Source organism: Mixta mediterraneensis (genome assembly GCF_014946725.1).
Classification (GTDB): domain Bacteria; phylum Pseudomonadota; class Gammaproteobacteria; order Enterobacterales; family Enterobacteriaceae; genus Pantoea; species Pantoea mediterraneensis.
In genome coordinates this window covers 139,288-165,408 of sequence record NZ_JACFXY010000004.1, presented here as the reverse complement: position 1 = coordinate 165,408, position 26,121 = coordinate 139,288, and the positions used below count along the sequence as shown (strand labels likewise).

Here is a 26,121-nt window from a genome sequence, read left to right as displayed (position 1 = left end):
CTCCTGCTGTCAGTTAACGGGTTGTAAGTCGACGCGCGCCATCATCGCGGCCAACTGGGTACGATCGGACACACCGACGTTGCTCTGGCTGACGGCCATTGCCGCCACGGCTGTGGCAAGGCGCAAGGTGTGTTCGCTGGATTCACGCATCAGCAGGCCGTAAATCAGGCCGCCCACCATTGAATCGCCTGCGCCCACGGTGCTGACAACCTCGCACACCGGCGGTTTGGCGAGCCATTCGCCAGAGGCATTCACCCAAAGCGCGCCTTCAGCACCCAGCGAAATCACCACATGCGCAATGCCTTGCTCACGCAGCTCATGTGCGGCACCGATCACATCCTGCAGCGTTGGCAGTTTGCGACCTGCCCAGATTTCCAGCTCGCGACGATTTGGCTTGACTAACCACGGCGCGGCTTTCAGGCCCGCCACCAACGCGGCGCGGCTGCTGTCAAAAATGATGCACGGACAGTGCGTGCGCAGCTCACTCATCCATCGGGTAAATGCGTCGGGGTCAACGCCTTCCGGCAGGCTGCCGCTGACGCAGACCATATCGAACTGACCCAGCCAGGTCAGCGAGTCGCTGGTAAAACGATCCCAGTCCTGCGGATTGACAGTAAAGCCCGAAAAATTCAGATCGGTTACGTCACCGGTTTGTTCGGTGAGTTTAACGTTGATGCGGGTACGGCCTGATACCACCTGAAAGCGATTAGCAATGCCTAGCTCGCTAAACAATTGCTGAAAGCCGTCCTGATTTTCTTTACCCAGGAAACCGCCGACGGTGACATCAATACCCAGATCTTTCAGCACTTTCGCCACGTTGATGCCTTTACCGGCCGCGTGTAATCCGGCGGTTTTTACCAGATTGACTTCGCCGCGTTCGATCTCCGGCGTATAGCCGACTAAATCGTAGGCTGGATTAAGTGTGATGGTTGCTACGCGCCTGCTCATGCTGCCCCCTCGCCCAGTCCGCTGTTGATCGCTTCTTCAATTGCGGTCAACGCTTGTTGTGCATCTTCTCCACTGACGGCGAAACGCAGGCGATGCCCTTTTTTGACACCAAGCGCCACAACTTTCATCAGGCTGCGGCCATTGGCTGGCTTACCGCTGCCATCAAGATTGGTGACGGTAACCTCACTATTAAACTGTTTGATCACACTGACCAGCGCGGTTCCTGGACGTGCATGTAAACCATGCTCGTTACGGATGGTGAATTCGGCCGTTAACACCTCGGCCTGTTCATCAACATCACTGGTCAGCAGCGCGTAGACGCCCGCAGCATCCGCTTTCAATAAACGATCGGCTTTCTTGTTCAGCAACAAGGCGCTGAGATAGCCCAACACTTCTAAGGGTCGATCGTCGGTAGCAGCCACGTTTACCAGCATCGCGACTGATTCGCCCTGATAGTCGAAGGGGGTTGCTGCACGGCTTACCGCGATACCGCTGCGCAAGTTACCGCTGGCGCTGTCGCTCAGCCAGATGCCCTGACCGAGACTTAACGGCGCGGTCGTCACCACGCTGGCAACATAACCTGCATCAACCACGCCAGCAGCCTGTAAACGACCCGCATTCAGCGCTTGCAGCGTCATTAAGTCATTGGCTGCAACCTCAACGCTGATCAAAGAGGTGTCAAAACTGAATTCAGCGGCTTGTTTTTCACCCATCAACAGCGCGCGTAGATCTTCAGCTGATGCGGTTTTAAGCTGCCCGGCAATGCTGTCGTCGCTCAATACGTGGGTAAGCTGACGCAGCAGCGCCAGGTGTTCGTCAGATTTCGCTGCGATACCAATCGCGACGTAAGCGGTTTGATCTTCGCCCCAGCGAATACCCTGGGGAAACTGAAAGACCTGGACGCCGGTTTTCAACACCAAATCGCGGGTGTCGGTAGTGCCGTGGGGGATGGCGATCCCATTGCCAAGAAACGTCGAGGTTTGCTGTTCACGCGCCAGCATCCCATTAACGTAATCTTCCGCCACGTTGCCTGCAGCGGTAAGCGCTGCCGCAACCTGACGAATAGCGTCTTCTTTGTTTTGCGCACTGGCTCCGGTATGGATGGCCTGCAACTCGAGCTGGAACATAATTCTCCTCGCTTGCTGAAATTGAATCGTTTCAGCTTAATGGCGGCAACATTTTCTGAATAAGATCAGGAAGGCTTCGCAGACGATGCTGAAACGTTTCAAGGATTCTGGTGCAGTGAACGAAAGCAGGCAAGAAAATGCGCAAACGGCATACCAGATTTTTGACGCTACGCACATTTCACCGGTTATTTAGGCGTTTATTAAATTTATGCTGACGCTTTGCTGTAACCACAGCGTCATCAACGACAGGAGAATCAGCAAACTTCAGCGAATTAAGGCGCGGTATCCGCTTCCAGCTTCAGCAGGAAGATCATGGCGTCATGGCGCGAAACACCGCACATTTCAGGTTGCGGCTGTAAGCCCGCACACACCGCAGGCCGCAAAGGGGATGCAAAGATTTTACAGCGTAGATTGTCATCAAGCTGGATGCACGGCGTGTTTGCTGGCTTGCCATTTGGCATACCCGGAATGGGCGAAGAGATGGAAGGCGCCGTACAGCAGGCGCCGCATTGGCTACGACATTGCATGTTGCGCTCCGGCCGGAAATTTCGTCGCGATAATAGCAGCCCAATACACTTTTTGCCATGCTTCTGTCAGCACAAATAAAAATTCCCGCGCGGCATATTGCCTGTTTTCATCCGCGCGAGTAACGTGACGCGCAATTTAATCTCAGAGAAAGCGAGAACTGCAATGCCAAAAGCCAATGAAATCAAAAAAGGAATGGCGGTAACCCATAATGGCAAGCTGCTACTGGTGAAAGATATTGATATTCAAAGCCCGAGCGCGCGTGGCGCCGCGACGCTGTATAAAATGCGTTTTACCGATGTTCGCACCGGCATGAAAGTAGAAGAGCGCTTTAAAGGCGACGATATTGTTGAAGCGATTTCGCTCAGCCGCCGCAGCGTCACCTTCTCTTATATCGATGGTGATGAATATGTATTTATGGACGATGAGGACTATACGCCTTTCACCTTCAAAAAAGAGCAGATTGAAGAGGAACTGCTGTTTATTCCTGAGGGCGGTATACCTGGCATCCATGTGCTGACGATGGATGGCCAGGTGCTGGCGTTAGAGCTGCCACAGACGGTGGATATGGAAATTGTTGATACCTCGCCGGGCATTAAAGGCGCCTCTGCCAGCGCACGCACTAAACCGGCAGGTATGAGTACCGGTTTAAGCATTCAGGTGCCGGAATACCTCAGCAATGGCGATCGCATCCGCATTCATGTCGCTGAACGTCGCTATATGAGTCGCGCAGATTAATTGCCCCGCCTTTTCGCCAACGAATAATGTTATAAGATAACATCTTACCGTTGGCGATTTTCTACCGGAGCTTTTCATATGACGCGCGTTAACCTTCTCACTGGCTTTCTTGGCAGCGGCAAAACCACCACCCTGATCCATCTGCTGGCACACAAACCTGAAAACGAAAACTGGGCGGTGCTGGTCAATGAGTTCGGTGAGATTGGTATTGATGGTGCGCTGTTAGCCGGTCACGGCGTGGCATTAAAAGAGATCCCAGGCGGCTGCATGTGCTGTGTCAACGGCCTGCCAATGCAGGTGGGGCTGAACATGCTGCTGAAACAAAGCAAACCGGATCGCCTGCTGATTGAACCCACTGGCCTGGGCCATCCACGCCAGTTGCTTACAATGCTGAGTTCGCCGGTCTATCAGGACTGGTTAGAACTCAACGCCACCATCACGCTTCTTGACGCACGCCAGCTTTCCGATGCGCGCGTAGTGGCAAATGAAAACTTTCGCGATCAGCTGGTGGCTGCGGATATTATCGTGGGAAATAAAAGCGACCGCTGGAGTGATAGCGATCGCCAGGCGTTACAGCGCTGGCAGACACAGTTTCTTGCCGATCGCCCGTTTGTCACCACGGCATTTGGTCAGATCTCAACGGCTTTGTTAGACACACCGCGCGGTCAGCCACGCGATATTCCGCAGCCGCAACATCATCATGCCTCAGCTTCTACCAGCGGAATGGCTGCGCTACGTCCTGAAGGCCCATCGCGCTGGCGTCGTGCGTTAAATGAAGGCCAGGGCTACGTTGCCTGTGGCTGGATTTTTGATAGCGAAACGGTGTTCGACACTATCCCGCTGCTGGAATGGGCACGCCTGGCACCCGTTGATCGGGTAAAAGGTGTGTTGCGGATCGCGGCTGGCGCGGTAAGCATTAATCGTCAAGGCGAGGACTGGCATATTGAAACACTCCCGACCGCGCCCCTCGACAGTCGGGTGGAGATGATCCATTCGCAGCCAGAGCCAGTTAACTGGAATAAACTACAATCCGCATTGTTGAAGTGCCGTTTATCCTAACCAGGTTAGGTTCTGCGGTTGTTTTTCAGTTATGAGTTGGATTATGGCCGCTTCCCGTCTTATTACAATCCTGTTGCTTAACGCACTGGGTGCTGTGTTGTTTTTATCCTGGTATTTACCGCCTGAACACGGTTTTTGGTTTGGCGTGGATAAAGCGATATTTTTTAGTTTTAACAAACAGATGGTCGCACATCCAGGCTTTGCCTTGCTGGTTGCGATGACTAATTTCCGTGGCTTTGATTTGATTTCACTGCTGGCAATGGGTTTGCTTTACCTGACTTTCTGGCGTCGTGAAACGCCGCAAGGTCGCCGCAAACTGTTGGCGATTGGCATCACCATGCTGCTGACGGCGGTTGTTCTCAACCAGCTTGGTCATTTATTGCCAGTACAACATGCCAGCCCAACGCTGTTTTTTGAAAATGTACATCGCGTCAGCGAACTCACGGGCATTCCTACTAAGGACGCATCAAAAAACAGTTTTCCTGGCGATCATGGCATGATGCTGATCATCTTTGCCTGCTTTATGTGGCGCTATTTTGGTTTTCGACCATTTCTGATCGCTGCGGCTATTGTGATTATCTTCGCTCTGCCACGCATCATGGCGGGGGCGCACTGGTTTTCTGATGTTGCCGTCGGTTCGCTTTCGATAATACTGGTGGGGTTAAGCTGGTGGCTATTAACGCCAGCGAGCGATGTGGTGGTGAACTGGTTTTATCGCAAGCTTCCTGCAAGACATAAGCGACAAGCGTAACTGATTAGCGCGGGCATTAAATCGGAGATTAACTGACCTGCCCGCGCTTATTAAAAACGAAAATATATTATTAGCAAGCTAAGCAAAAGAACTAAAAGAAAAGATTATGACCGTGTTAGCGGCTAGCGCGTCTGATGACCGCGTTGTCCAGCGTAAACATTCTTAAAAACCCGCCAGGACGAGAATTAACGCCAGTTTCCTCTGCTATTCCCTCCATTATTTCCTGTTAATTGCTAATAAATTAACCAGCATGTTACAGATTGATTTCACATCATAAAAACCTATAAAAATTTGACTAAAAGCACTCGCCACGGCGTCTGTAATCAGTTAACCTCAGTCGCAATGAGGCAACAGCAGCAGAAAATTCGGTCTTTTTTATCGTTAAATTGTGGGCATTAACACAATTTAGTAATTAAGGAATTGTCTTAGGCTGACTCGCTTATTAATCTCATTCCGTTTTGTCATCTGGCTGGCGACAATCTTGTCGTAAGGACATCGAAGGAAAACCCGAACAATGGTCAAATCTCAACCAATACTGAGATATATCTGGCGGATTGTGCCCGCAATGGCGCTGGCAACTCTGCTCTCAGCTTGTAGTAGTACTCATAACGGTCAGAACGCGAATAACGAGAAACATGAAGTTAACAACCAGAATGGTTTTTTACTTCAAGCGTCTCAGGATGAATTTGAAGAGATGGTACGCAACGTCGATGTTAAGTCGCGTATCATGGATCAATATGCCGTCTGGAAAGGTGTGCGCTATCGCCTTGGTGGTGAGACCAAACGGGGTATTGACTGCTCAGCCTTTGTTCAGCGTACCTTTCGCGAACAGTTTGGTTTAGAATTGCCGCGCTCAACTTCTCAGCAGAAGGATAGCGGCAGAGAAATTTCCCGTACGAAGTTGCGCCCAGGGGATCTTGTCCTGTTCCGTGCAGGTTCCACTGGTCGTCATGTTGGCATCTATCTTGGGAACGATAATTTCGTTCATGCGTCTACCAGTAGCGGTGTGATGATCTCCAGCCTGAACGACAGTTACTGGAAGAAGCGCTACCGTGAAGGACGCCGGGTGTTAAGCCGCAATCCAGGTTAAAACTCGGTTTCGGGCACCTTCTCAGCCAGAGAACATTAAAACGCTGCCGATGCAGCGTTTTTTTTCGCCTTTTGTTGCAAGCCTTAGCACTATGCGGAAAGGAGGTAATTAACCCGCCGGATAACGGTTATTTTCCTGTAAGTTAGCCGTTTACACTGAAGCAGCAGTGCGTTGCTCTCCCTGTCATCCATCATAAATTGACTTCACGCGCTGACTTTGCCAAAAATCTGTGCAGATCACAGGACAAGCTTTTAATTTCTCTGCCACGCTCGCTTTTATCGGCTGCTTATTTCCCTGTTAACCCATGCGAGGCGTGACGGTGATATACAGATTAAACCCGAGTATTTTCAGTTTCACAGCGCCTAATCTGCCGTTATGCTTTGGTTATTGCTACCTTTGCGGCGGAAACCGATAAAAGAATGTCATGCTTATGCTGCTTCGCTTTGTAATCTTGCTGCTTTGCACGCTCGTTGCCCCGTTACAGGCGGCCACTATTCATGAAAGCTATGCCTTTGCTCAGCTGGGCGAGCCGAAGTATGCCGCCAACTTTACGCATTATGACTACGCGAATCCCGCTGCGCCCAGGGGTGGCAAAATCGTCATGGCCGTGACTGGCACCTACGATAACTTTAATCGCTACGCTTCACGCGGCAATCCCGGCGTCGGCACCGGCACGCTGTATGACGGCTTATTTACCACTTCCGATGATGAGCCCGGTAGCTATTACCCGCTGATTGCGCAGTCAGCACGTTATCCCAGCGATTTTCACTGGATGGAAGTTAACATCAATCCACGTGCGCAATTCCAGGACGGTACACCTGTCACCGCCAGCGATGTGGCCTTCACTTTTAAAAAGTTCATGCGCGAAGGCGTACCGCAATTTCGTGTGGTGTATAAAGGCGTCCGCGTTACAGCATTAAATCGCCTGACAGTACGTATTGATGTGTCGAAACCGGATAAAGATTTAATCCTCGGTTTGCTGACGCTACCGGTGATTCCTGAAAAATTCTGGCGGGATAAAAAATTCAACGAGCCACTGAGTTCGCCGCCGCTGTCGAGCGGACCTTATCGCATCAGCAACTGGAAGCTGGGCCAGTTTATTGAGTACAGCCGGGTAAAAAATTACTGGGCGGCTAACCTGCCGGTTAATCGTGGTCGTTTCAATTTCAATGTCATGCGTTACGATTATTATCTTGATGACAACGTGGCCTTTGAAGCGTTTAAAGCCGGAGCGTTTGATCTGCGCGAAGAATCTTCAGCCAAAAAATGGGCGACGCAGTATCGCGGGCGCAACTTTGACAATCATCAAATCATTAAAGAAACCACGCCAAATAATGCTTCTACCGACACACGCTGGCTGGCTTTTAACAATGAAAAGCCACAGTTTAGCGATCGCCGCGTGCGCCAGGCGCTGAGCTTAGCCTTTGATTTTGAGTGGATGAACAAAGCGCTGTTCTATGGGGCTTACAAACGCACCAGCAGTTATTTCCAAAATACTGAATATGCGGCATCCGGTTATCCCGATGCCGATCAGCTGGCGTTGCTGGCACCGTATAAAACACAACTACCGGCCGCATTGTTCACAGAAAAATATGCCCCGCCCCGCTCCAGTGGCAGCGGCTACGATCGTGCTGGTTTACTTAAGGCATTGGCACTACTGAAGCAGGTGGGATGGACGATCAAAAATCAGCGACTGACTAATGATAAAACGGGCCAGCCATTTACTATTGAATTGTTATTGCGCGGCGGCAGCAGTAATGAATGGGCGCTGCCATTTCAACACAGCCTGGCACGCCTGGGTATCACGCTCACGCTGCGCCAGGTGGATACGTCACAATATCTGCGACGTCTGCGTGAAGGTGATTACGACATGATTGGGTCGGTCTATTTAGCCATGCCAACGCCGTCAACCAACCTGCAAATGAACTGGCAGTCAGATTATATTCAGTCGTCGTGGAATACCGCCAGGGTGAAAGATCCCATCGTCGATCATGTCGTGAAAGCAATCGTGGCGCAGCAGGGTAACGCCGACGCGCTGCTACCGCTCGGCCGGGCGCTGGATCGCATCCTGCTATGGAATGCCTATATGATCCCCATGTGGTTCAATGCTGAACAGCGGCTGGCTTACTGGGATAAATTTTCACACCCTGCTATCAAACCGGCTTACAGTACCGGGCTGGATAACTGGTGGTATGACGTGAACAAAGCCGGACGATTGCCGGCTGATCGACGCTAAGGGGAACGCAGTTGGCGGCTTATTTTCTGCGCAGGATTTTACTGATTATTCCTACCTTGTGGGCCATTATCACCCTCAACTTTTTCATTGTGCAGATTGCGCCCGGCGGGCCGGTCGATCAGGCGCTGGCCAATATTCAGTTCGGTCAAACCAGCGGTTTGGCGGCGGCGGCGGCGGCGGCGGCGGCGGCGGCGGCGGCGGCGGCGGCGGTGATAATAGCGCGCGCGCCAGCTTCAGTCACGCCAATCCCGGAGATAATCAATACCGTGGCGCGCGTGGTCTCGACCCGGAAGTCATTGCAGAAATCAAACAGCGTTACGGCTTCGACAAGCCGCTGTGGCAGCGCTACGTCGATATGCTGTGGAACTACGTGCGCTTTGATTTTGGCGACAGCCTGTTTCGCAGCGCCTCGGTGCTGCAGCTGATCAAAGAGAGTTTACCGGTTTCGATGAGCCTGGGGTTATGGAGCACGCTGATCATTTATCTGGTTTCGATTCCGCTGGGCATCAAAAAGGCGGTGCGCAACGGCAGCACTTTTGATGTCTGGAGCAGCATCTTTATTATCATTGGCTATTCGATTCCGGCGTTTCTGTTCGGCATCATGCTGATTGTGCTGCTCGCGGGTGGCAGCTATCTCGACTGGTTCCCGTTACGCGGACTGACCTCTCCACAGTTCGACAGCTTGCCGTGGTATGGTAAAGCGCTGGATTATCTTTGGCACATCAGTTTGCCGGTACTGGCGACGGTGATTGGCGGCTTTGCCACCTTGACCATGCTGACCAGGAACGCCTTCCTTGATGAAATCCGCAAGCAATATGTCGTGACCGCGCGTGCCAAAGGGGTGACGGAACAGCGTATCCTCTATCATCACGTTTTTCGCAATGCCATGCTGTTGGTGATCGCCAGCTTCCCCGCCACCTTTATCAGCATGTTTTTCACCAGTTCAGTATTAATTGAAGTGATGTTTTCACTGAACGGGCTGGGATTACTGGGTTACGACGCCACTATTCAGCGCGATTATCCGGTGATGTTTGGCACGTTATATATATTTACCTTGATCGGACTGCTGATGAATATTCTCAGTGATTTGACCTACACGCTGGTCGATCCCCGCATTGATTTCGAGGGCCGCTGATGCATTTGTCTCCCCTGAATCAGCAGCGCTGGCAGCGTTTTCGTTATAACCGCCGTGGTTACTGGTCGCTCTGGCTTTTCCTGATTATTTTTGTGTTGTCACTGGCGGCCGAGCTGATTGCCAACGATAAGCCGCTGCTGGTGCATTATCAGCAGCGTTGGTATGCGCCGCTGTTTTTCAATTACAGCGAAACCGATTTTGGCGGAGCGTTAGCCACCGCGGCCGATTATCAGGACCCGTGGTTGCAGCAGCGCATTGAGCAGCAAGGATGGGCGATATGGGCGCCGATCCGCTTTAGCGACAGCACGATCAATTACGCCAGCCAGGTCCCCTTCCCTTCGCCGCCATCAAAGCAAAACTGGCTCGGCACCGACGCGAATGGCGGCGATGTGTTGGCTCGATTGCTATATGGCACGCGGATTTCACTGCTGTTTGGCTTAATGCTGACGCTATTCTCCAGCGTAATCGGTATCGTGGTGGGCGCAGTGCAAGGCTATTTTGGCGGCAAGGTAGATTTAGTCGGGCAGCGGCTGATTGAAGTATGGTCGGGCATGCCATCGCTGTTTTTACTGATTTTGCTCTCCAGCGTGATTCAGCCCGGTTTCTGGTGGCTGTTGCTGGTGACGGTGATGTTTGGCTGGATGAGCCTGGTCAGCGTGGTACGCGCCGAATTCCTGCGCACGCGCAATTTTGATTATATTCGTGCGGCGCAGGCGCTGGGCGTTAGCGATAGTCGTATCATGCTACGTCATATGCTGCCCAATGCGATGGTCGCCACGCTGACTTTTCTGCCGTTTATTCTTTGTGGATCGATTACTACGCTCACCTCGCTCGATTTCCTCGGTTTTGGTTTACCCATCGGTTCACCCTCACTCGGTGAGCTGTTATTGCAGGGCAAAAACAATCTGCAGGCGCCGTGGCTTGGGCTGGCGGGATTTTTCTCGCTGGCGATTTTATTGTCGTTGCTCATTTTTATCGGCGAAGCGGTGCGCGACGCTTTTGATCCCAGCAAAGGAAATTAAATGTCATCGTTGCTGCTTACTGTTAATCATCTTTCCGTGGCTTTCCGCCAGGGAGAAACGCTGCGTTCGGTAGTGAATGACGTGTCATTGCAGATCAATGCCGGTGAAACCCTGGCGCTGGTTGGTGAATCCGGTTCGGGTAAAAGCGTTACCGCGCTGTCGGTTATGCGCCTGTTACATGCGTCGTCGGTAACTTATCCCAGCGGTGAAATCTTATTTGAAGGGCAAGATCTGTTACATCGCCATGAACGTGAACTGCGCGCCATTCGCGGGAACAAAATCGCGATGATTTTTCAGGAACCGATGGTGTCGCTTAACCCGTTGCATAACGTTGAAAAACAGCTATATGAAGTGCTGTCGCTACATCGTGGCATGCGGCGCAATGCAGCACGAGCAGAAATCATTAGCTGTCTCGATCGCGTGGGTATTCGCCAGCCAGCTTCGCGACTTAATGATTTCCCCCATCAGCTTTCTGGCGGCGAACGTCAGCGCGTAATGATTGCAATGGCATTACTGACTCAGCCAAAACTGCTGATTGCCGATGAGCCGACCACCGCGCTGGACGTCACGGTTCAGGCGCAAATTCTCAACCTGCTGCGCGAATTACAGCGTGAACTCAATATGGGCATGCTGTTTATTACCCATAACCTGAATATCGTACGCCAGCTGGCAGACAGCGTCAGCGTGATGCGTCACGGCAGCGTAGTTGAGCACAATCGCTGCCAGACACTGCTCAGTCAGCCACAACATCCCTATACCCAGCAGTTGCTCGCCGCCGAGCCGGAAGGTCACGCCCTACTGCTTGCCGCCGACGCGCCGGTGATTCTTAAAGTGAAGAATTTGCGCGTTAGCTTCCCGCTGCGCCAGGGGTTGCTAAAGCGTCAGGTTGGCGAAAAAATTGCGCTACATAATCTCACCTTCAGCCTGAAACGCGGTGAAAGTCTGGGCTTAGTCGGGGAGTCTGGCTCGGGAAAAAGTACCACGGGTCTGGCCCTGCTGCGTCTGATTCCGGCACAAGGGGAAATTTGGTTCGATGGTCATCCGCTGCACCAGATACCGCGCAAACAGTTATTGCCGCTGCGTCGCCGGATCCAGGTGGTGTTTCAGGATCCTAATTCTTCTCTGGATCCTCGCATGACGGTGCAACAAATCATCGCTGAAGGTCTGGCGGTACATCAGCCGATGCTCAGCCCGGCGCAACAGGAAGCGCGTGTCATCGCGGTGATGGAGGAAGTGGGACTGGAAACGACAAGCCGACACCGTTATCCGGCTGAGTTTTCAGGGGGACAGCGCCAGCGTATCGCTATTGCACGTGCGCTGATTCTGGAGCCGGAGCTCATTGTGCTGGATGAACCGACCTCTTCACTCGACCGCTCCGTACAAAAACAGATCCTGACGCTACTGCGCCGGTTACAGCAGCAGCATCAGCTAAGCTATCTGTTTATTAGCCATGACCTGGGCGTCGTGCGCACGCTCTGCCATCAGTTGATTGTGCTACGACAAGGCGAAGTGGTTGAACAGGGTGAATGTGAAACATTGTTTGCGACGCCTGGCGAAGCCTATACCCGTGAGCTGCTCGCCTCGGCGCAATTTAGTGACCATTAAAAGTTTCCGCAATGGCGACGCCCTGGTTCTTCAAACAGCAATTGGTCGCACTTTCGTCGCTGCGCTGAATAAACAGGCAAGGTTGCCCTTCACATTCGGCGACTTTGCAATCGACCTGAATCGCGGCCAGCACGTCCTGAAGCTGATGTAAAATTTCCCATGCGGGCTTGCCATCATGGCTGATCAGACGCAGCGCAATCACATCCTGTTCATCTGTAGCACCATCCTCTGCTTCGATGGCGCTGTGGCGATCGCTGGCCCAGCGGAAACGCTGCGGTAGGCGATGCACAACTGAAAGTTGCAGCATTGTCATTAATGTCCCCAGAAATTAACGCTTAATTCACAACGAACGGCATCTAGCGCAGTGAATCCCTTTTCCCGGTCAAAATAGAATACGGACGTCAAGGTTTGCCTTCTCGTTTCAAAATAAAGCGCGTCGGTAATATTATTTTTTTGCGAGTGGTCTCGCAATTTAAGGCTATATGTACCGCGTTCAGCAGCACTTAACAATCATTTTAGACGCAATATGATTACTTTTTTTGGCTATATTTTTTTACATAAGCGAAACATCGTCCTCAGTTTTGAGGACGATGATAAAAAAATTTTGTATTGTACAATGCAGACTGTGGCCTAATCAGGCAGCGGCACGCGGGCGGGAAGCATAGAAAAACAGCAGGACAGAAAGGGTTGCGCACAGAGCAATAGTTCCGACCATCGGCCAGGCGCTGTTAAAGCTGGCAAGCGACAGTAATGCCCCCAATAATGCCCCAACGCCGAAGCGCAACGTACCAGCCAGCGATGACGCCGTGCCCGCCATATGCAGAAATTCATCCAGAATGACCGCCATAGCATTTGACGACACCATCGACACGCAGCCAATAAACATCGCCACACCAAACACCAGCGGCAAAAAGCCCAGGTTCAGCGCACTCACCACCAGCAGCCAGATGCCCATGCAAAACTGAATTAACAGGCCTAAACGGAACAGCGCAACCGGGCCAAAACGGCGTACCGCGCGGCTGTTGATTAGCGTCATCACAAATAAGAACACCACATTCAGGCCAAAATAATAGCCAAAGCTTTGCGGCGAGACATGGTTGAGTTCGATATAGACAAAGGGTCCGGCGTTGAGAAAGGTAAACAAACCAGCAAAAGAGAAGCCGCTCGACAACATGTAGCTGAACGCGCGTTTGTGGCGAAACAGGGTCACAAAATTGCCCAGCGTGGTACGCAGATGAAAACGCTGGCGCTGTTCAGGTTTCAGGGTTTCGCGGATCTGTGTCGCCACCAGCAGAGCGGTAATCACCCCGGCCACAGAAAGTGACCAGAAGATAGCGTGCCAGTTCCAAATCAGCAACAGCCAGCCCCCCATAATCGGGGCCAGCAGCGGCGCGATGGTAGTGATGAGCATGACGAAAGACATCATGCGTGAGAAATCCTCTTTCGAGTAACTGTCACGCATTAACGCATTGATCACCACGCTGGCAGCCGCAGCAGATAAACCATGCAGGAAGCGCATGGCAATCAGCTAATCGATGGATTGCGACAGCGCGCAGGCGGCGGCCGCACCGGCAAAAATCAATGTGCCCAGGGAGATCACCGGTTTGCGGCCATAGCTGTCAGCCAGCGGGCCGTACACCAGCTGACCCACGGCAAAACCCAGAATATACAGATTAAGCGTCATCTGCACGCTGCCGGCCGATACCGCAAATTCACGCGCGATTTGCGGCATTGCAGGCAGGTACATATCAATCGATAACGGCATCAACATCGCTAATAAACCGAGGATGACCACCAGACCCACCGGTGAATTTTTTTCCTTGCGCACACAGGCTCCCGTTATTTTTGTTTTAACTCGTCGGGCAGGCCGACGCTGGCAATCTCTTCTTCGGTTAGCGGACGGTATTCGCCTGGCGCTAAATCATCGTCCAGCACAATCCCGCCAATCCGTTCACGATGTAATTCCACCACACGGTTACCGACAGCGGCAAACATGCGTTTAACCTGATGATAACGCCCTTCGCAGATCGTCAGCAGCACTTCTGTTGGGGTAATCACCTGCAACTGCGCGGGCTGAGTCAAATTCTTTTCGCCATGCAGCTGCACGCCAGCGGCAAACTGCGCTTCCGTGTCGTCACTGACTGGCGATTCCAGCATCACACGATAAGTCTTATCGCAGTGATGACGCGGGGAAGTGACGCGGTGCGACCATTGGCCATCATCGGTTAATAACACTAACCCGGTGGTATCAATGTCCAGCCGGCCGGCGGCGTGCAGTTTGAACGCCATCGGTTCTTCGATGAAATAAAGTAAAGTGGGATGATCGGGATCTTCATTCGCGCAAACATAACCTTGCGGTTTGTTGAACATAAAATAGCGCGGCCCTGTTTGCATCTGCAATATATTGCCGTCGTACTCTATCTCGTGTTCGGGCAGCAGCTTAAAGGCAGCATCGCGTACCACTTCACCGTTGATGGTAACTTTTTGAGCACGGATTTCGCGTCCGGCGATGGCACGGCTGACTTCCAGCTGCTGAGAAATGAATTTATCAAGTCGCATGAATTCGTTTTGCCTGTTACTGCGGAGGGAAACTGAAACGGTGTTTTTAACCGTTGAAATTGAGCGGGAAGTATAGCCTGAACCGGCGTCGCCTGACAGAGCGTTTGCTGCACTTTCATGGCATAATTGCCACCGGTTTTAGAAAAGTGATCGGTATGTCTTTTACCTTACGTCCTTATCAGCAGGACGCGGTTAATGCCACCGTGGCATATTTCCGGCGTCATCATGAACCCGCCGTTATTGTTTTACCAACCGGGGCGGGGAAAAGTTTAGTGATTGCTGAACTGGCGCGGCTGGCGCGTGGCCGGGTGCTGGTACTGGCTCACGTCAAAGAGTTAGTGGCACAAAACCACGCCAAATATCAGGCGTACGGCCTGGAAGCGGATATTTTTGCCGCAGGTCTGCAACGTAAAGAAAGCCAGCGTAAAGTTGTGTTTGGCAGCGTGCAGTCGGTAGCGCGTAACCTTGAGCAATTCGACAGCGCCTTCTCACTGGTGATCGTTGATGAATGTCACCGCATCGGGGATGACAGCAGCAGCCAGTATCAGCTAATTTTTACTCACCTGCGACAGCACAATCCGCAACTGCGACTGCTCGGTCTCACCGCGACGCCTTTTCGCCTCGGCAAAGGCTGGATTTACCATTTCCATTATCACGGCATGGTACGCGGCGATGAAAAAGCGCTGTTTCGCGACTGCATTTATGAATTACCGCTGCGTTACATGATCAAGCATCAGTTTCTGGTGCCGCCAGAGCGGCTGGATATGCCGGTAGTACAATACGATTTTAGTCGCCTCAGCGTGCAGACTAACGGCTTGTTCAGCGACGCCGATCTCAACCGCGAACTGAAGCAGCAGCAGCGCGTCACGCCGCATATTATTCGTCAGATCGTCGAATTTGCGGCGGATCGCCTGGGCGTAATGATCTTCGCGGCTACGGTAGAGCATGCCCGAGAAATTTTGCGCTTACTGCCGGACAACAGCGCGCTGGTATCAGCAGAAACCCCCGCCAAAGCGCGTGATGCGCTGATTGTGGCGTTTAAAGCACAGCAGCTAAAATTTCTGGTGAATGTCGCGGTGCTGACCACGGGTTTTGATGCACCCCATGTTGATTTGATTGCTATTCTGCGCCCCACCGAGTCGGTGAGCTTATACCAGCAAATTGTCGGACGTGGTTTGCGCCTGTCACCCGGTAAAACTGATTGCCTTATTCTGGATTATGCGGGAAATCCGCACGATCTCTTCACACCGGAAGTCGGCATGCCCAAAGGCGCCAGTGATAATCAGCCCGTCCAGGTGTTTTGCCCGGCCTGCGGTTTTGCCAATACTTTTTGGGGCAAGACGACCGCCGACGGCATGATTATCGAACATTTTGGTCGTCGCTGTCAGGGCGTGCTGGAAGATGACGATGGCGAAAGAGAGCAGTGTGATTACCGTTTTCGTTTTAAAAGTTGCCCGGATTGCGGGGCAGAAAGCGACATCGCCGCGCGGCGTTGCCATCAGTGCGACAAAATTCTTGTCGATCCCGATGACATGCTAAAAGCCGCGCTAAAACTGAAAGATGCCTTAGTGCTGCGCTGCGGCGGCATGACGCTGGAGCAAGGGCGCGATAACCAGGGTGAATGGCTTAAAGCCACCTATTTTGATGAGGACGGTACCCACGTCAGCGAGCGCTTTCGCCTGCAAACTGCCGGACAGCGCAAAGCGTTCGAACAACTGTTTATGCGTCCGCATCAGCGTGCGCCAGGGGTGCCGCTTGGCTGGCAAACGGCCGCCGATGTACTGGCTTTGCAACCCTTGCTGCGTTATCCCGATTTCGTCGTGGCACGGGCTAAAGGCCGTTTCTGGCAGATCCGTGAAAAAGTATTTGATTATCAGGGCCGCTTTCGCCGGGCAAATGAGCTGGGATAATCATTTGCCCGTCCACCCTATAACGGCTATAATGCCGCCCGCTTTTGCATGGGTAAAAGCGATTTTGAATAACCCTCCTGCTGCTGGGTCGCCTGTAGCAGGGATCATAAAGAGATATAGCAATGTTCACTATCAATGCAGTAGAACGTAAAGAGCAGGGTAAGGGTGCGAGCCGCCGCCTGCGTACAGCGAACCGCTTCCCGGCCATCGTTTATGGTGGTAATGAAGCCGCTGTTTCTATCGATCTGGATCACGATAGCGTGATGAATATCCAGGATAAACCTGGTTTCTATACTGACGTTCTGACTCTGGTTGTCGACGGTAAAGAAACTAAAGTAAAAGTTCAGGCTGTTCAGCGTCACCCGTTCAAGCCAAAACTGTTCCACATCGATTTCATTCGTGCTTAATCGCCGAGTGGATTGAAGTAAAAAAGCCGGTTGCGAAACCGGCTTTTTTATTGCCAGCTGAAAACCTGCTCTGGGAGCTTTTTTCAGTTAGCGATAAAATCCGGGAACCTGCCCTACCCGGATATTCACTTATTTAGTGCTGGTCCGACGCTGTAGCTGATCGCGTAGATTCGGTGGCGTACCTTTAATGGTCAGCGTGTCCGTGACAGGATCCCAAAAGATACGTTCGCCAAGCAGCATGGCATCAAAGTTCAGGGTGAGCCCCCCGCCGCTACCGGCAAATTTTGTCAGCTGACGCAGCGTGCTGCGATCCGCCGGGAAGTGTTCTTCCAGCTCATAGCCCTGTTCCTGAGTAAAAGCCTGGAACGTTTTTTCGCCCAGCGGGGGTAGCTCGCTCGACAGATCTTCCAGCGCAATTTCTTCGCCCGCCTGCAGCTGATCGTTGCAGTAACTGTACACTTGCTGGCGATAGTTCTGCCGCTCGTTTTTATCAAGATTCGATTCATCGCAATAGTCATCCACTGCCTGCAACAGGCCGCGGTTTTGCGCTTTAGTGTCAAGCCCCACTTCCGCACCTAAGAAATCCATAAAGAAATCAGCGATCTTGCGGCCTACGCGACCACGCAGAAAAGTCAGATAGCGGGTGGATGCTGGATTGGTTTCCCATTCGGTTAAATCAATACGCGCCACAATATCGGCATGATTAATATCCAGATAATGGGTGCTGCTGATGTCCATCTGTTCATTGACGCGCATGCTGGATTGGCTGTTTAACACGGCGATCAGCAGGTATTCCACCGCCAGGTAGCGATAATGAACAAACAGCACCACGCCGCGTTCAGCAAACGGATATTTTGCCAGCTCATCACGCAAACGGCCGGTTGCCGCGCGGCTGAAGGCGAGAAAATCATCGTTTCCTTTGCGACAGTTGCGCAGCGCTTGTGCCAGTTCACTGTCGGCATTAAACAAACCGTAAGCTTTGCTTTTGGCGCTGTAAACACGGTGCAACTCTTCCACCATCGCTTCAGCGGTGTGGGTAGCAGGCAGCAAGGAATCGCGCAGCACCAGCTCTAACTGGTTCTCGTCGCGTTTAATTAACTGATGCAGGGCGATCTGGTCGATATCCAGACTCATGGTAGACTCTCCTTTAAGCTCAGGCGCGTATTCAAACACCGCCTGCAACGGCTTTCAACTCCATGCGTAAAACCAACGGTGCACTTTCGATAAAATTGCAGAAAAAACCGCGTTGTTACGGTAATATATCGCCTTTTGAAATGAGCCTAGACGACGATATGCCACAATCATCCCGTTACAGTGACGAACGCGTGGAGCAGCTCCTCGCGAAAATGGTGCAAATCCTGGAAAAAGATCAGGCACCGACGGACCTTTCCCTGATGGTGTTGGGAAACATGGTCACCAACCTGATTAATAACGATGTGGCCCCGGCTCAACGCCGTTCGCTGGCCCGATCTTTCGCTGAAGCTTTGCAGTCTTCAGTTCGTGACGACAACGCTCATTAACAGTTGATTTGACCCTATAATATGGTAACCAACCGGCAGCGCTACCGCGAAAAAATCTCCCAGATGATCAGTTGGGGACACTGGTTTGCGCTGTTTAATATCTTATTCGTGCTGATTTTAGGCAGTCGCTATCTGTTGGTCGCCGACTGGCCCTCTTCGTTGGCCGGACGTATTTACGCTTACAGCAGCTGGATTGGCCACTTTAGCTTTATCGTATTTGCCGTTTATCTGCTGCTTATTTTCCCCCTCACCTTTGTGGTGATGTCGCAACGGCTGTTAAGGGTGTTATCGGCGGTGATTGCCACCGTCGGGTTGACATTGGTGATGGTAGACAGCGCGGTATTTAGCCGCTTTCACCTGCACCTGAACCCGGTGGTGTGGGAGCTGGTTATCAATCCCGACCAAAGCGAGATGGCGCGTGACTGGCAACTCATGTTTATCTGCGTACCGCTGATATTCCTCGTGCAGTTGCTGTTTGCCACCTGGAGCTGGCAGAAGTTACGCAGCCTTAATCGCCGTTCGTTTGGTAAACCGCTGGCAGCGCTGTTTATCTGTGCCTTCTTTGCCAGTCACCTGATGTATATCTGGGCAGATGCCAACTTCTATCGTCCAATTACCATGCAGCGCGCGAACCTGCCGCTTTCTTATCCGATGACGGCCCGCCGCTTTCTTGAGCGTCATGGTTTATTAGATGCCCAGGAATATCAACGCCGTTTGGTGCAGCAAGGCGATCCAGAAGCCTTGTCGGTGCAATATCCGCTTAGTGATATTACCTTTCGCGACGGCGGTACACGTAACAATTTGCTGGTGATTACCGTTGACGGTCTGAACGGGGCCACTCTGCAGAAAGCGCTGCCGCAATTGAACCAGTTTGCTAACGATAATATACGTTTTACCCAGCACTTCAGCGCGGGGGATACCCCTGAGAAAGGCCTGTTTGGTCTGTTCTATGGCATTTCAGCCAGCTATATGAATGGCGTTTTGGCCTCACGGACTCCATCGGCATTGCTCGGCGCACTGAGCAGCCAGGGGTATCAGTTTGGCTTGTTCTCGTCGGAAGGTTTTAATCCGCCGCTCTATCGCCAGGCCTTGCTGGCGGATTACTCCTTACCTGCCGGCAATAGCCAACCAAATAGCGCAACGGTGACGCAATGGCAGAACTGGCTGAAGCAGAAAGATGACGGCAATCCGTGGTTCTCCTGGGTGTCATTAAACGGTGTAGATTTAAGTGGCGACACGGCTAAAGCGCGTCAACGTAGCTATTTACATCAGACTTCGGCGATAGATGCGCAAATTCATAACGTGCTGAATACGTTAGAGCAGCAAGACTTATTGAAAAATACCGTGGTAGTCATTACCGCACAGCGGGGACTGGCGCTGGATGGCGATGGCGAAATTGCCAGCAATCGCGCGGCGTTGCAGGTGCCGTTAGTGATTCACTGGCCGGATACGCCAGCGCAAACGGTAAATCGCTTAACCGATCATCAAGACGTGATGACCACTCTGATGCAGCGCTTGCTGCACGTGCGTACCAATCCAGTAAATTATTCTCAGGGTGAAGATCTGTTTGCCGCTCAGCGCCACCACGATTGGGTCGCCAGTAGTGAAGATAATAAATTAGTGATTACCACGCCGCAAATCACGCTGGTGCTGGATAACAATGGTAGCTATCACGCCTATGATGCCAGAGGAAATACGCTAAAGGATCATAAGCTGCAGCTGGCGCTGTTGTTACAAGTGCTAACGGAAGAGAAGCGTTTTATCGCAAACTGATTAATTATGAGGCAGTTAGTTTGCTGATAGCTTGCAATCAGTGCAATTATCAGTAGACTCATTCTCCACAGTTCGGCACGTAGCGCAGCCTGGTAGCGCACTGTCATGGGGTGTCAGGGGTCGGAGGTTCAAATCCTCTCGTGCCGACCAAAATTCCCAACTAAAGCAGCCTGTTATGGCTGCTTTTTTATTGGCTTAAGTTCGCGATGGCAAAATGATGGTAAAAACTACCGCACCTTGCCACACGGTTCTGGCTCATTTTGCTACTGGCAGATCAGACAACCGGGTCGTGTAAGCAGATGCAAGCATTTCGCGCTTCATAGCCCATGCCTTTTGCTTCCCCAGCCCGGCAAACCACCACTTCCCGCATGACAGGAAGCACACGTAAAAGTGGTTTATTTCACCCGCACTTTCATCGGCTTGTAACATTTATCGCCTGAAACTCTTCTATACCGGCAATCGCGACTATAATCAGATTTGTGTGGGTAACAAGAGGAGAGTTTATGCATCGAGTCGAAAAAGACGATCCATCTGAAGCACCAGAGTCCGGCGATAAGACATCCCAGCCGGACAAGAAGTAACCCACTAGGCCGCCATTTATTGCGCGGCCTTTCACTGCGTGAATCGTGCTGCCCACTGCGGAATGTCCCTGCTCTCTCGCGCTGGTCGCATTCTCAGAAAAATGCCATACACGCTGTTATTTTAATTGGATATTCAGTCGGTTACACAGCACGGCCTTTTATGTTATCCGTCACAAAAATCTCAAATCTACTAACTCTTCATTAAATTGAAACAAAAAAGTCACTTCTCTGCCTTATGCTAAAGGCCCTTGATTTTGACGGTATATTTTATGGTCATCAAAGCGAAAAGCCTTAAAGATGCAGAAGATATGTTGCATTCGAGCATTAGCAAAATTGAGTTGGCATACGACATTGGCAGCGACGATTTCTTTCGTCTGGCGTCTCATTGGTGCGATCGCGGTGCGCGTATCAGCAAAGGGCATGACCACTTTGTCGTTTCACTAAAAAGTTTTGCCATCCCGCCTAACGACTGACTATTCAGGGCCACTTGCCCTTATTGCGGCGGGCTGATTAAATGCCTTTTTCACCTTAATTGTGATGCCGCATGCGCTATCCCGACATTCCCCTGCCGCTTCCTGCAAGCGGCTTTGTGCTTTCTCAACACCTGAATGACAGCGATCCGTTGCTGGCGATCGGTCGCTTTGACGCTAGCCGCTATCATGATGAGCTGTGCGGACAATGGTGTTTACCGTTGCCGCCGCGCCTGCAAAAAGCGGTGAAAAAGCGCCGTGCTGAATATCTTGCCAGCCGGGTATTAGCCCGGCAAATCATGGCGCGGCTGGGACACAGCGGATTCATCCTGCATAACGCGGCGGATCGCTCTCCGCTGTGGCCAACTGGCATACAGGCATCGTTGTCACACAGCGATAGCGTTGTGGTAGTAGCGGCAACCAGCCGGTCGCTGTGCGTAGGGGTCGATGTTGAACAGAAAATGACAGCGGAAACCGCACATGAAACTGCAGGGATGCTTATGTGTGCCGCCGAAAAAGCCTATTTACATACCCTGCCGCTGGATTTTTCTCTCGCCGCGACCTTGCTGTTTTCGCTGAAAGAGAGCGTTTACAAAGCGTTATGGCCACAGCTGCATCAGCCAATGGATTTTCATCAGGCCGAGTTGATACAGATGGATTTAGCCTCACAGTGTGCCACGTTGCAGTTGACGCATCGCTTTAGTGAAACCTTTAAGGAAGGCTGTTTGCTTCAGGCGGAATTTCTGTTACAGGATAAATATGTCATTACCCTGGTAACCCATGATGGTAAAAACCGGCTTAGCGGGCAGGCTAAACCGGTATAACTACAGCCGACAGCAGGTATTAATGGCCGGTATCCGTTCGTATTACTGCGTCCAGCGTCGCCATCGCTCGTTCTTTGCCGGTAAGCTCATTAAGCTGCCCGTCACGCATCTCCAGTAGCCGATCGGCATGGATAAAGTAATGATCGTCATGGCTGATAGCCAATACGGTTTTACCGGAACGCTGTAACCACGGTAGCAGCTCACGATAGAAAATGCGTCGAAAATGTGGGTCCTGATCCGCAGCCCATTCATCCAGCAGTAGCACGTCGCGTTCTTCCGCCGCCGCCAGTAACAATGCCAGTCGTTTGCTCTGCCCTTTTGACAACTGCAGGTTGAGAACCCGGTTACCTTCAATCTTCAGCTTGTCCTGCATTTTCAGTTTTTCCAGCCATTGCTGCACCAGCGCCGGGTTAGCGGGTTCGCCTTCCCGGCTAATCAGGCGATCAAACACATGCACATCGGTAAATACCGCCGAGAAATGCCTGCGCCACATGTCAAGGTCGCTTGCATCAATCACATTGCCATCCAGCAGTAACGTGCCGGACTGGGGCTGGTACAAACCGGTTAGCAGCATAGCCAGCGTCGATTTACCGCTGCCATTGCCACCAATCAGGAAAACTAATTCACCCCGGCGCAACGTCAGGTTAATTGGCCCGACCTGAAAACCGTTTTCGCCATAATGAAAACTGACGTCACGCAGTTCCAGCGTTTGCCAGTGGGTTAGCGTAGGCAACGTAGGAAATTCGGGTTGATAAGGCGCCAGGTCGAAGGTGTTGAGTTTACGAAATGCCACCTGTGCGCTAAGCAAGGTGGGTAGCGCGCCAACAGCAGAAAGTAGCGGCGTGCGCAAAAAAAGCAACGTCAGCGAGAAGGTCGCCGCAACTGCCGTGTTGGCCCAGCCAAGACTGTTAGCCATAAAAAACACCATGCCAATCGCGCCCAGCGTCATAATATTTGACCAGTTCACTGCACTGAGATGATAAGTATCGGCACGCACAATATAATGACGGTAGGTGTTAGCATCTTCCAGATAAACGGTGTCGTACACCAGTCTGGCGCGTTCGCGGTTAAGCTGAAGCTCTTTGCGCCCATCAATTACCGTTTGATAATCCCGATACAGGTTATCTTCAACTTCACGCAACTTCGCCATATGCTGATAAACACGCGATACCAGTAACCAGCCGCCGAAGAGTGTCACGGTCAGCCATAAACTGGTCACTATCAGCATTTTAGGTGACAGCCAGGCGAGATATATCGCCGAGCCGAGGGTAAGGATGATGCCCTGGATCAGCTCCGGCAAGCGGACAAAGGCGATGGTAATCGCACGTACGTCGCTGGTTAATCCTGCCAGTAACTGCGCGCTGCCAATTTGCTCAATGCGCTCGACGCGTGTATCCAGAATACGTTTGATAAACTGACCACGCATGCGCCAGACAAACTGATGCCCAAGCAGCGTTAATGCCAGCTGTGAAGCCAGCGTCACTGCCATTAACAGCAACAGCTGAAACAGGAACTGCGGCAGTACGCTAAAGGAGGTATTGATGGCGACAATCATTTCACGATTGATAAAGGCGATCATGCCAATACCTAACGCCGCGCTCAGCAAGGTAAGGAAAATAACCCCGATAAATGGCCAGCGGAACTGGCGAAAAACAACGTTTAACAACGTCATAAAAAGTATCCAGCAGTCAAAAAGCAGCCTGCAGTTTAAAGCGATGCGGAATGATAGCAATAATTATTCGCAGGGCGTATTGACGCCCCTGTTAATGCACGCGACGGAAGGTCAGATTATAACGGAAGGCGCCGATCAGCGGATGCACGCCCGGTTTCAGCGGTAAAATCCCGTGATAGCGCAGGCGCGATGACCCGCCCCACACCACCACGTCGCCGTGCTCCAGCAATATACGCTGAGCGCTGTCGCCACGTTCAAACCCGCCAAACTGAAATACCGCCGGCAAACCCAGTGATACCGACACAATCGGCTGGCGCAAATCCTTCTCATCTTTATCCTGATGCAGCGTCAGTTTTGCCCCCGGTTCATAGCGGTTAAGCAGGCAGGCGTCTGGGTTGAACAGAGGGAAACCTGCTTCGCGGGCGGCCTCCTGCGCCAGGCTGCGAAATAAGTGCGGCATCGGCGGCCATTTGCGGTTGTTTTGATCGTCTTGTTCGCTGTATTTATAACCGCGCGAATCAGTAGACCAGCCAAAATCGCCGCAGTTGGTCATGGCTACCGACATACGATGACCGCCTGGCGTGATGCGATAGGCAAACGGATTTTGCGCGGAGATGGACAAGATGTGTTGATAAAGCGCATCAGCATTGTCGCGTGCGCGGCGGCGTAAAATGACGGCCCCTTCCGCCAGCGGTTCTTGCCATGGTTCATCTTCGCTAAACAGATCCAGCATAGTGGCCCTCCTGTCGATCACTGTTTAATAAGGAAAGCGGCAAACTGCGGAGACATCCAGCTAACAAACTGGTCGCCCTGTTTGCTGATTAAATACACGGCCAGATGCTCTTTTAGCGCCAGCGCTTTCGCCTTTTCACTGCCCAGCACCATCAGCCCGGTATCCCAGCCATCGGCTTCAAGCGCGGTCGTCGCAATTACGGTTGCCGAAACCAGCCTGTGCTCAATTGGCCGCCCTGTGGCGGGGTCGATGATGTGGGAAATGCGTTTGCCGTCTAGTTCATAATAGTTGCGATAGCTGCCCGCCGTACTGATGCCATGACCGTGCAGTTCAACGCGCGCCTGCACCGCATTTTCACGATCGGTAGGTTTTTGAATTGCCACGCGCCACGGCTGACCGCTGGCATTGTTGCCGCGGCTCAATACTGCCCCGCCCACCGACACCAGATAATTACTGATGCCCTGCTGCTCCAGTAAACGTGCCAGATGATCGGTAGCAAATCCTTCGCCCAGCGTTGAAAGATCAACATACAAACCTGGCAGATCTTTTTGTAGCCACTGCCCATCTACGCCCTGAAGCACGCGTAAATGCTGTAAGCCGGTTAAGGCTTTAGCGGCAGCAATTTGTGCCTCGCTGGGTGTACGCGCTGGCTGCCTGTCCGGTCCAAACCCCCAGAGATTGACCAACGGCCCGACGGTGATATTCATCGCGCCCGACGTTTTATGACCAATGCGCAACGCTTCGGTGACAATATCCGCCATATTGGCGCTTACCGGTTGCGGCTCCCTCCTCTGGTTTTGATTAAAACGCGATAACGTCGAGTCCGGCTTCCAGGTAGAAAGCTCAGCATCATCGGCATCAAGCTGCTTTTGTATCGCCTGCCGCAAGGCAATTTTACGCCCGGCTTCCACGCCTGCCATACTGACGCGCCATACGGTCCCCATGGTTTTGCCTTCCAGTACCAGGGTCTGCGAGGGCGAACCTTGATCACAGCCTGCTAATAAAAACATTGCCAAAACCACTAACGGCAGATTAATCTGAATACGCATCATTCCTCACCTGTAAAACTTTATTCCAAGCTGATACAAAGCATAAACAACTCGTAAATCCGTGAAAATCGTCTTGATCCATTGTCAGGCCATTGCCACCATGAAGGCTTCCGCTCGCAACCGGGGCATGACATTAAAGGAGCATCAGATGATTTATATAATTCTCGCCATCGCTCTCGGCCTGTTTGCCTTCAGCAGTTATAAACTGTGGCAGCAAAAGCGCATCAGACATATTGCGCCCTCCCAGCCGCGCCAGCATTAACGCTCTCTGCACCAAAACAGAACATTGTTCCCTTCATCAGGGCGGCGGCAGTTTACCAGTTTCCAGTCGGTCTCCGTGGCGTTACGAGCGGTGAAACTGGCATGAATTCTGCATTGTTAAATCAG

Annotated in this window: 24 protein-coding genes, 1 tRNA gene and 3 pseudogenes; 17 read left to right on the top strand and 11 right to left on the bottom strand. The window is 52.0% G+C overall.

The window, feature by feature from the left end:
- Positions 1-9: 9 nt before the first annotated feature.
- From fruK to H2P46_RS09465, 3 genes are all read right to left on the bottom strand, one after another.
- Positions 10-948, bottom strand: coding sequence for a 1-phosphofructokinase (gene fruK, locus H2P46_RS09475; protein ID WP_193404843.1), 939 nt, complete (start codon positions 946-948; stop codon positions 10-12).
- Positions 945-2,075 carry a fused PTS fructose transporter subunit IIA/HPr protein gene (gene fruB / locus H2P46_RS09470; protein WP_193404842.1) on the bottom strand — a complete coding sequence of 377 codons (1,131 nt, stop codon included), beginning with the start codon at positions 2,073-2,075 and terminating at the stop codon, positions 945-947. The genes fruK and fruB overlap by 4 nt, the downstream gene beginning before the upstream one ends.
- 272 nt (positions 2,076-2,347) lie before the next feature.
- Positions 2,348-2,602 (bottom strand): YkgJ family cysteine cluster protein, encoded by a 255-nt coding sequence (locus H2P46_RS09465; protein WP_193404841.1) that lies wholly within the window; start codon positions 2,600-2,602, stop codon positions 2,348-2,350.
- Positions 2,603-2,765: 163 nt separating this feature from the next.
- Here H2P46_RS09465 and yeiP point away from each other — a divergent pair, with 163 nt between their 5' ends.
- From yeiP to yejF, 8 genes and pseudogenes are all read left to right on the top strand, one after another.
- On the top strand, positions 2,766-3,338 hold the full coding sequence (yeiP, locus tag H2P46_RS09460; protein WP_193404840.1) for an elongation factor P-like protein YeiP: 573 nt from the start codon (positions 2,766-2,768) through the stop codon (positions 3,336-3,338).
- A gap of 78 nt (positions 3,339-3,416) precedes the next feature.
- Positions 3,417-4,397 (top strand): CobW family GTP-binding protein, encoded by a 981-nt coding sequence (locus tag H2P46_RS09455; RefSeq protein WP_193404839.1) that lies wholly within the window; start codon positions 3,417-3,419, stop codon positions 4,395-4,397.
- A gap of 43 nt (positions 4,398-4,440) precedes the next feature.
- Entirely contained in the window at positions 4,441-5,148 is a 708-nt protein-coding gene (locus H2P46_RS09450) for a phosphatase PAP2 family protein (RefSeq protein WP_193404838.1), read from the top strand.
- Between the two features lie 514 nt (positions 5,149-5,662).
- The gene (mepS, locus tag H2P46_RS09445) at positions 5,663-6,238 is read left to right on the top strand and encodes a bifunctional murein DD-endopeptidase/murein LD-carboxypeptidase (protein ID WP_193404837.1); all 576 of its coding nucleotides are present in this window, start codon (positions 5,663-5,665) and stop codon (positions 6,236-6,238) included.
- Between the two features lie 430 nt (positions 6,239-6,668).
- Positions 6,669-8,474 carry an extracellular solute-binding protein gene (locus H2P46_RS09440; RefSeq protein ID WP_193405007.1) on the top strand — a complete coding sequence of 602 codons (1,806 nt, stop codon included), beginning with the start codon at positions 6,669-6,671 and terminating at the stop codon, positions 8,472-8,474.
- Positions 8,475-8,485: 11 nt separating this feature from the next.
- Positions 8,486-9,609, top strand: a pseudogene (locus H2P46_RS09435) (microcin C ABC transporter permease YejB).
- A complete protein-coding gene (locus H2P46_RS09430; protein ID WP_193404836.1) occupies positions 9,609-10,631 on the top strand; it encodes an ABC transporter permease in 1,023 nt (340 codons plus the stop codon). The pseudogene H2P46_RS09435 and the gene H2P46_RS09430 overlap by 1 nt, the downstream one beginning before the upstream one ends.
- Positions 10,632-12,236: a microcin C ABC transporter ATP-binding protein YejF gene (gene yejF, locus H2P46_RS09425; RefSeq protein WP_193404835.1), complete on the top strand. Its 1,605-nt coding sequence runs from the start codon at positions 10,632-10,634 to the stop codon at positions 12,234-12,236.
- Here the strand turns inward: yejF and H2P46_RS09420 are convergent.
- From H2P46_RS09420 to rsuA, 3 genes and pseudogenes are all read right to left on the bottom strand, one after another.
- Positions 12,223-12,543: a YejG family protein gene (locus H2P46_RS09420; protein WP_193405006.1), complete on the bottom strand. Its 321-nt coding sequence runs from the start codon at positions 12,541-12,543 to the stop codon at positions 12,223-12,225. The genes yejF and H2P46_RS09420 overlap by 14 nt on opposite strands.
- Before the next feature lie 327 nt (positions 12,544-12,870).
- Positions 12,871-14,064 (bottom strand): annotated as a pseudogene (locus H2P46_RS09415) (Bcr/CflA family multidrug efflux MFS transporter).
- An 11-nt stretch (positions 14,065-14,075) separates the two neighbouring features.
- The gene (gene rsuA, locus H2P46_RS09410) at positions 14,076-14,795 is read right to left on the bottom strand and encodes a 16S rRNA pseudouridine(516) synthase RsuA (protein ID WP_193404834.1); all 720 of its coding nucleotides are present in this window, start codon (positions 14,793-14,795) and stop codon (positions 14,076-14,078) included.
- Between the two features lie 155 nt (positions 14,796-14,950).
- Between rsuA and radD the strand changes: the two genes are divergently transcribed.
- Positions 14,951-16,705 (top strand): DNA repair helicase RadD, encoded by a 1,755-nt coding sequence (radD, locus tag H2P46_RS09405; RefSeq protein WP_193405005.1) that lies wholly within the window; start codon positions 14,951-14,953, stop codon positions 16,703-16,705.
- A gap of 122 nt (positions 16,706-16,827) precedes the next feature.
- On the top strand, positions 16,828-17,112 hold the full coding sequence (rplY, locus tag H2P46_RS09400; RefSeq protein WP_193404833.1) for a 50S ribosomal protein L25: 285 nt from the start codon (positions 16,828-16,830) through the stop codon (positions 17,110-17,112).
- Positions 17,113-17,241: 129 nt separating this feature from the next.
- Here the strand turns inward: rplY and yejK are convergent, their stop codons facing one another.
- Positions 17,242-18,246, bottom strand: a complete 1,005-nt coding sequence (gene yejK / locus H2P46_RS09395) for a nucleoid-associated protein YejK (protein ID WP_193404832.1) — start codon at positions 18,244-18,246, stop codon at positions 17,242-17,244.
- A 158-nt stretch (positions 18,247-18,404) separates the two neighbouring features.
- Here yejK and H2P46_RS09390 point away from each other — a divergent pair, with 158 nt between their 5' ends.
- The 3 genes from H2P46_RS09390 (at position 18,405) to H2P46_RS09380 (ending at position 20,555) form a co-directional block, all read left to right on the top strand.
- A complete protein-coding gene (locus tag H2P46_RS09390; RefSeq protein WP_193405004.1) occupies positions 18,405-18,632 on the top strand; it encodes a YejL family protein in 228 nt (75 codons plus the stop codon).
- Positions 18,633-18,653: 21 nt separating this feature from the next.
- Positions 18,654-20,405 carry an LPS biosynthesis-modulating metalloenzyme YejM gene (gene yejM / locus H2P46_RS09385; RefSeq protein ID WP_193404831.1) on the top strand — a complete coding sequence of 584 codons (1,752 nt, stop codon included), beginning with the start codon at positions 18,654-18,656 and terminating at the stop codon, positions 20,403-20,405.
- Between the two features lie 73 nt (positions 20,406-20,478).
- A tRNA-Pro gene (locus H2P46_RS09380) sits at positions 20,479-20,555 on the top strand.
- A gap of 105 nt (positions 20,556-20,660) precedes the next feature.
- On the opposite strand, the pseudogene H2P46_RS09375 reads toward H2P46_RS09380, so the two are convergent.
- Positions 20,661-20,771, bottom strand: a pseudogene (locus H2P46_RS09375) (DUF4113 domain-containing protein); the annotation flags it as partial.
- Positions 20,772-20,908: 137 nt separating this feature from the next.
- Between H2P46_RS09375 and H2P46_RS22965 the strand changes: the two are divergent.
- From H2P46_RS22965 to H2P46_RS09365, 3 genes are all read left to right on the top strand, one after another.
- Positions 20,909-20,986: a hypothetical protein gene (locus H2P46_RS22965; RefSeq protein WP_238938976.1), complete on the top strand. Its 78-nt coding sequence runs from the start codon at positions 20,909-20,911 to the stop codon at positions 20,984-20,986.
- A gap of 269 nt (positions 20,987-21,255) precedes the next feature.
- A complete protein-coding gene (locus H2P46_RS09370) occupies positions 21,256-21,459 on the top strand; it encodes a hypothetical protein (RefSeq protein ID WP_193404830.1) in 204 nt (67 codons plus the stop codon).
- 71 nt (positions 21,460-21,530) lie between these two features.
- Positions 21,531-22,280, top strand: a complete 750-nt coding sequence (locus H2P46_RS09365) for a 4'-phosphopantetheinyl transferase family protein (protein WP_193404829.1) — start codon at positions 21,531-21,533, stop codon at positions 22,278-22,280.
- A gap of 19 nt (positions 22,281-22,299) precedes the next feature.
- Here H2P46_RS09365 and H2P46_RS09360 read toward each other — a convergent pair whose 3' ends face one another.
- The 3 genes from H2P46_RS09360 to apbE form a co-directional block, all read right to left on the bottom strand.
- Positions 22,300-23,952, bottom strand: coding sequence for a multidrug ABC transporter permease/ATP-binding protein (locus tag H2P46_RS09360; protein ID WP_193404828.1), 1,653 nt, complete (start codon positions 23,950-23,952; stop codon positions 22,300-22,302).
- A gap of 91 nt (positions 23,953-24,043) precedes the next feature.
- Positions 24,044-24,685, bottom strand: a complete 642-nt coding sequence (gene alkB / locus H2P46_RS09355; RefSeq protein WP_193404827.1) for a DNA oxidative demethylase AlkB — start codon at positions 24,683-24,685, stop codon at positions 24,044-24,046.
- Between the two features lie 17 nt (positions 24,686-24,702).
- A complete protein-coding gene (gene apbE, locus H2P46_RS09350; protein ID WP_193404826.1) occupies positions 24,703-25,737 on the bottom strand; it encodes an FAD:protein FMN transferase ApbE in 1,035 nt (344 codons plus the stop codon).
- Positions 25,738-25,882: 145 nt separating this feature from the next.
- Between apbE and H2P46_RS09345 the strand changes: the two genes are divergently transcribed.
- Positions 25,883-25,996: a response regulator gene (locus H2P46_RS09345; protein WP_193404825.1), complete on the top strand. Its 114-nt coding sequence runs from the start codon at positions 25,883-25,885 to the stop codon at positions 25,994-25,996.
- Positions 25,997-26,121: the final 125 nt, after the last annotated feature.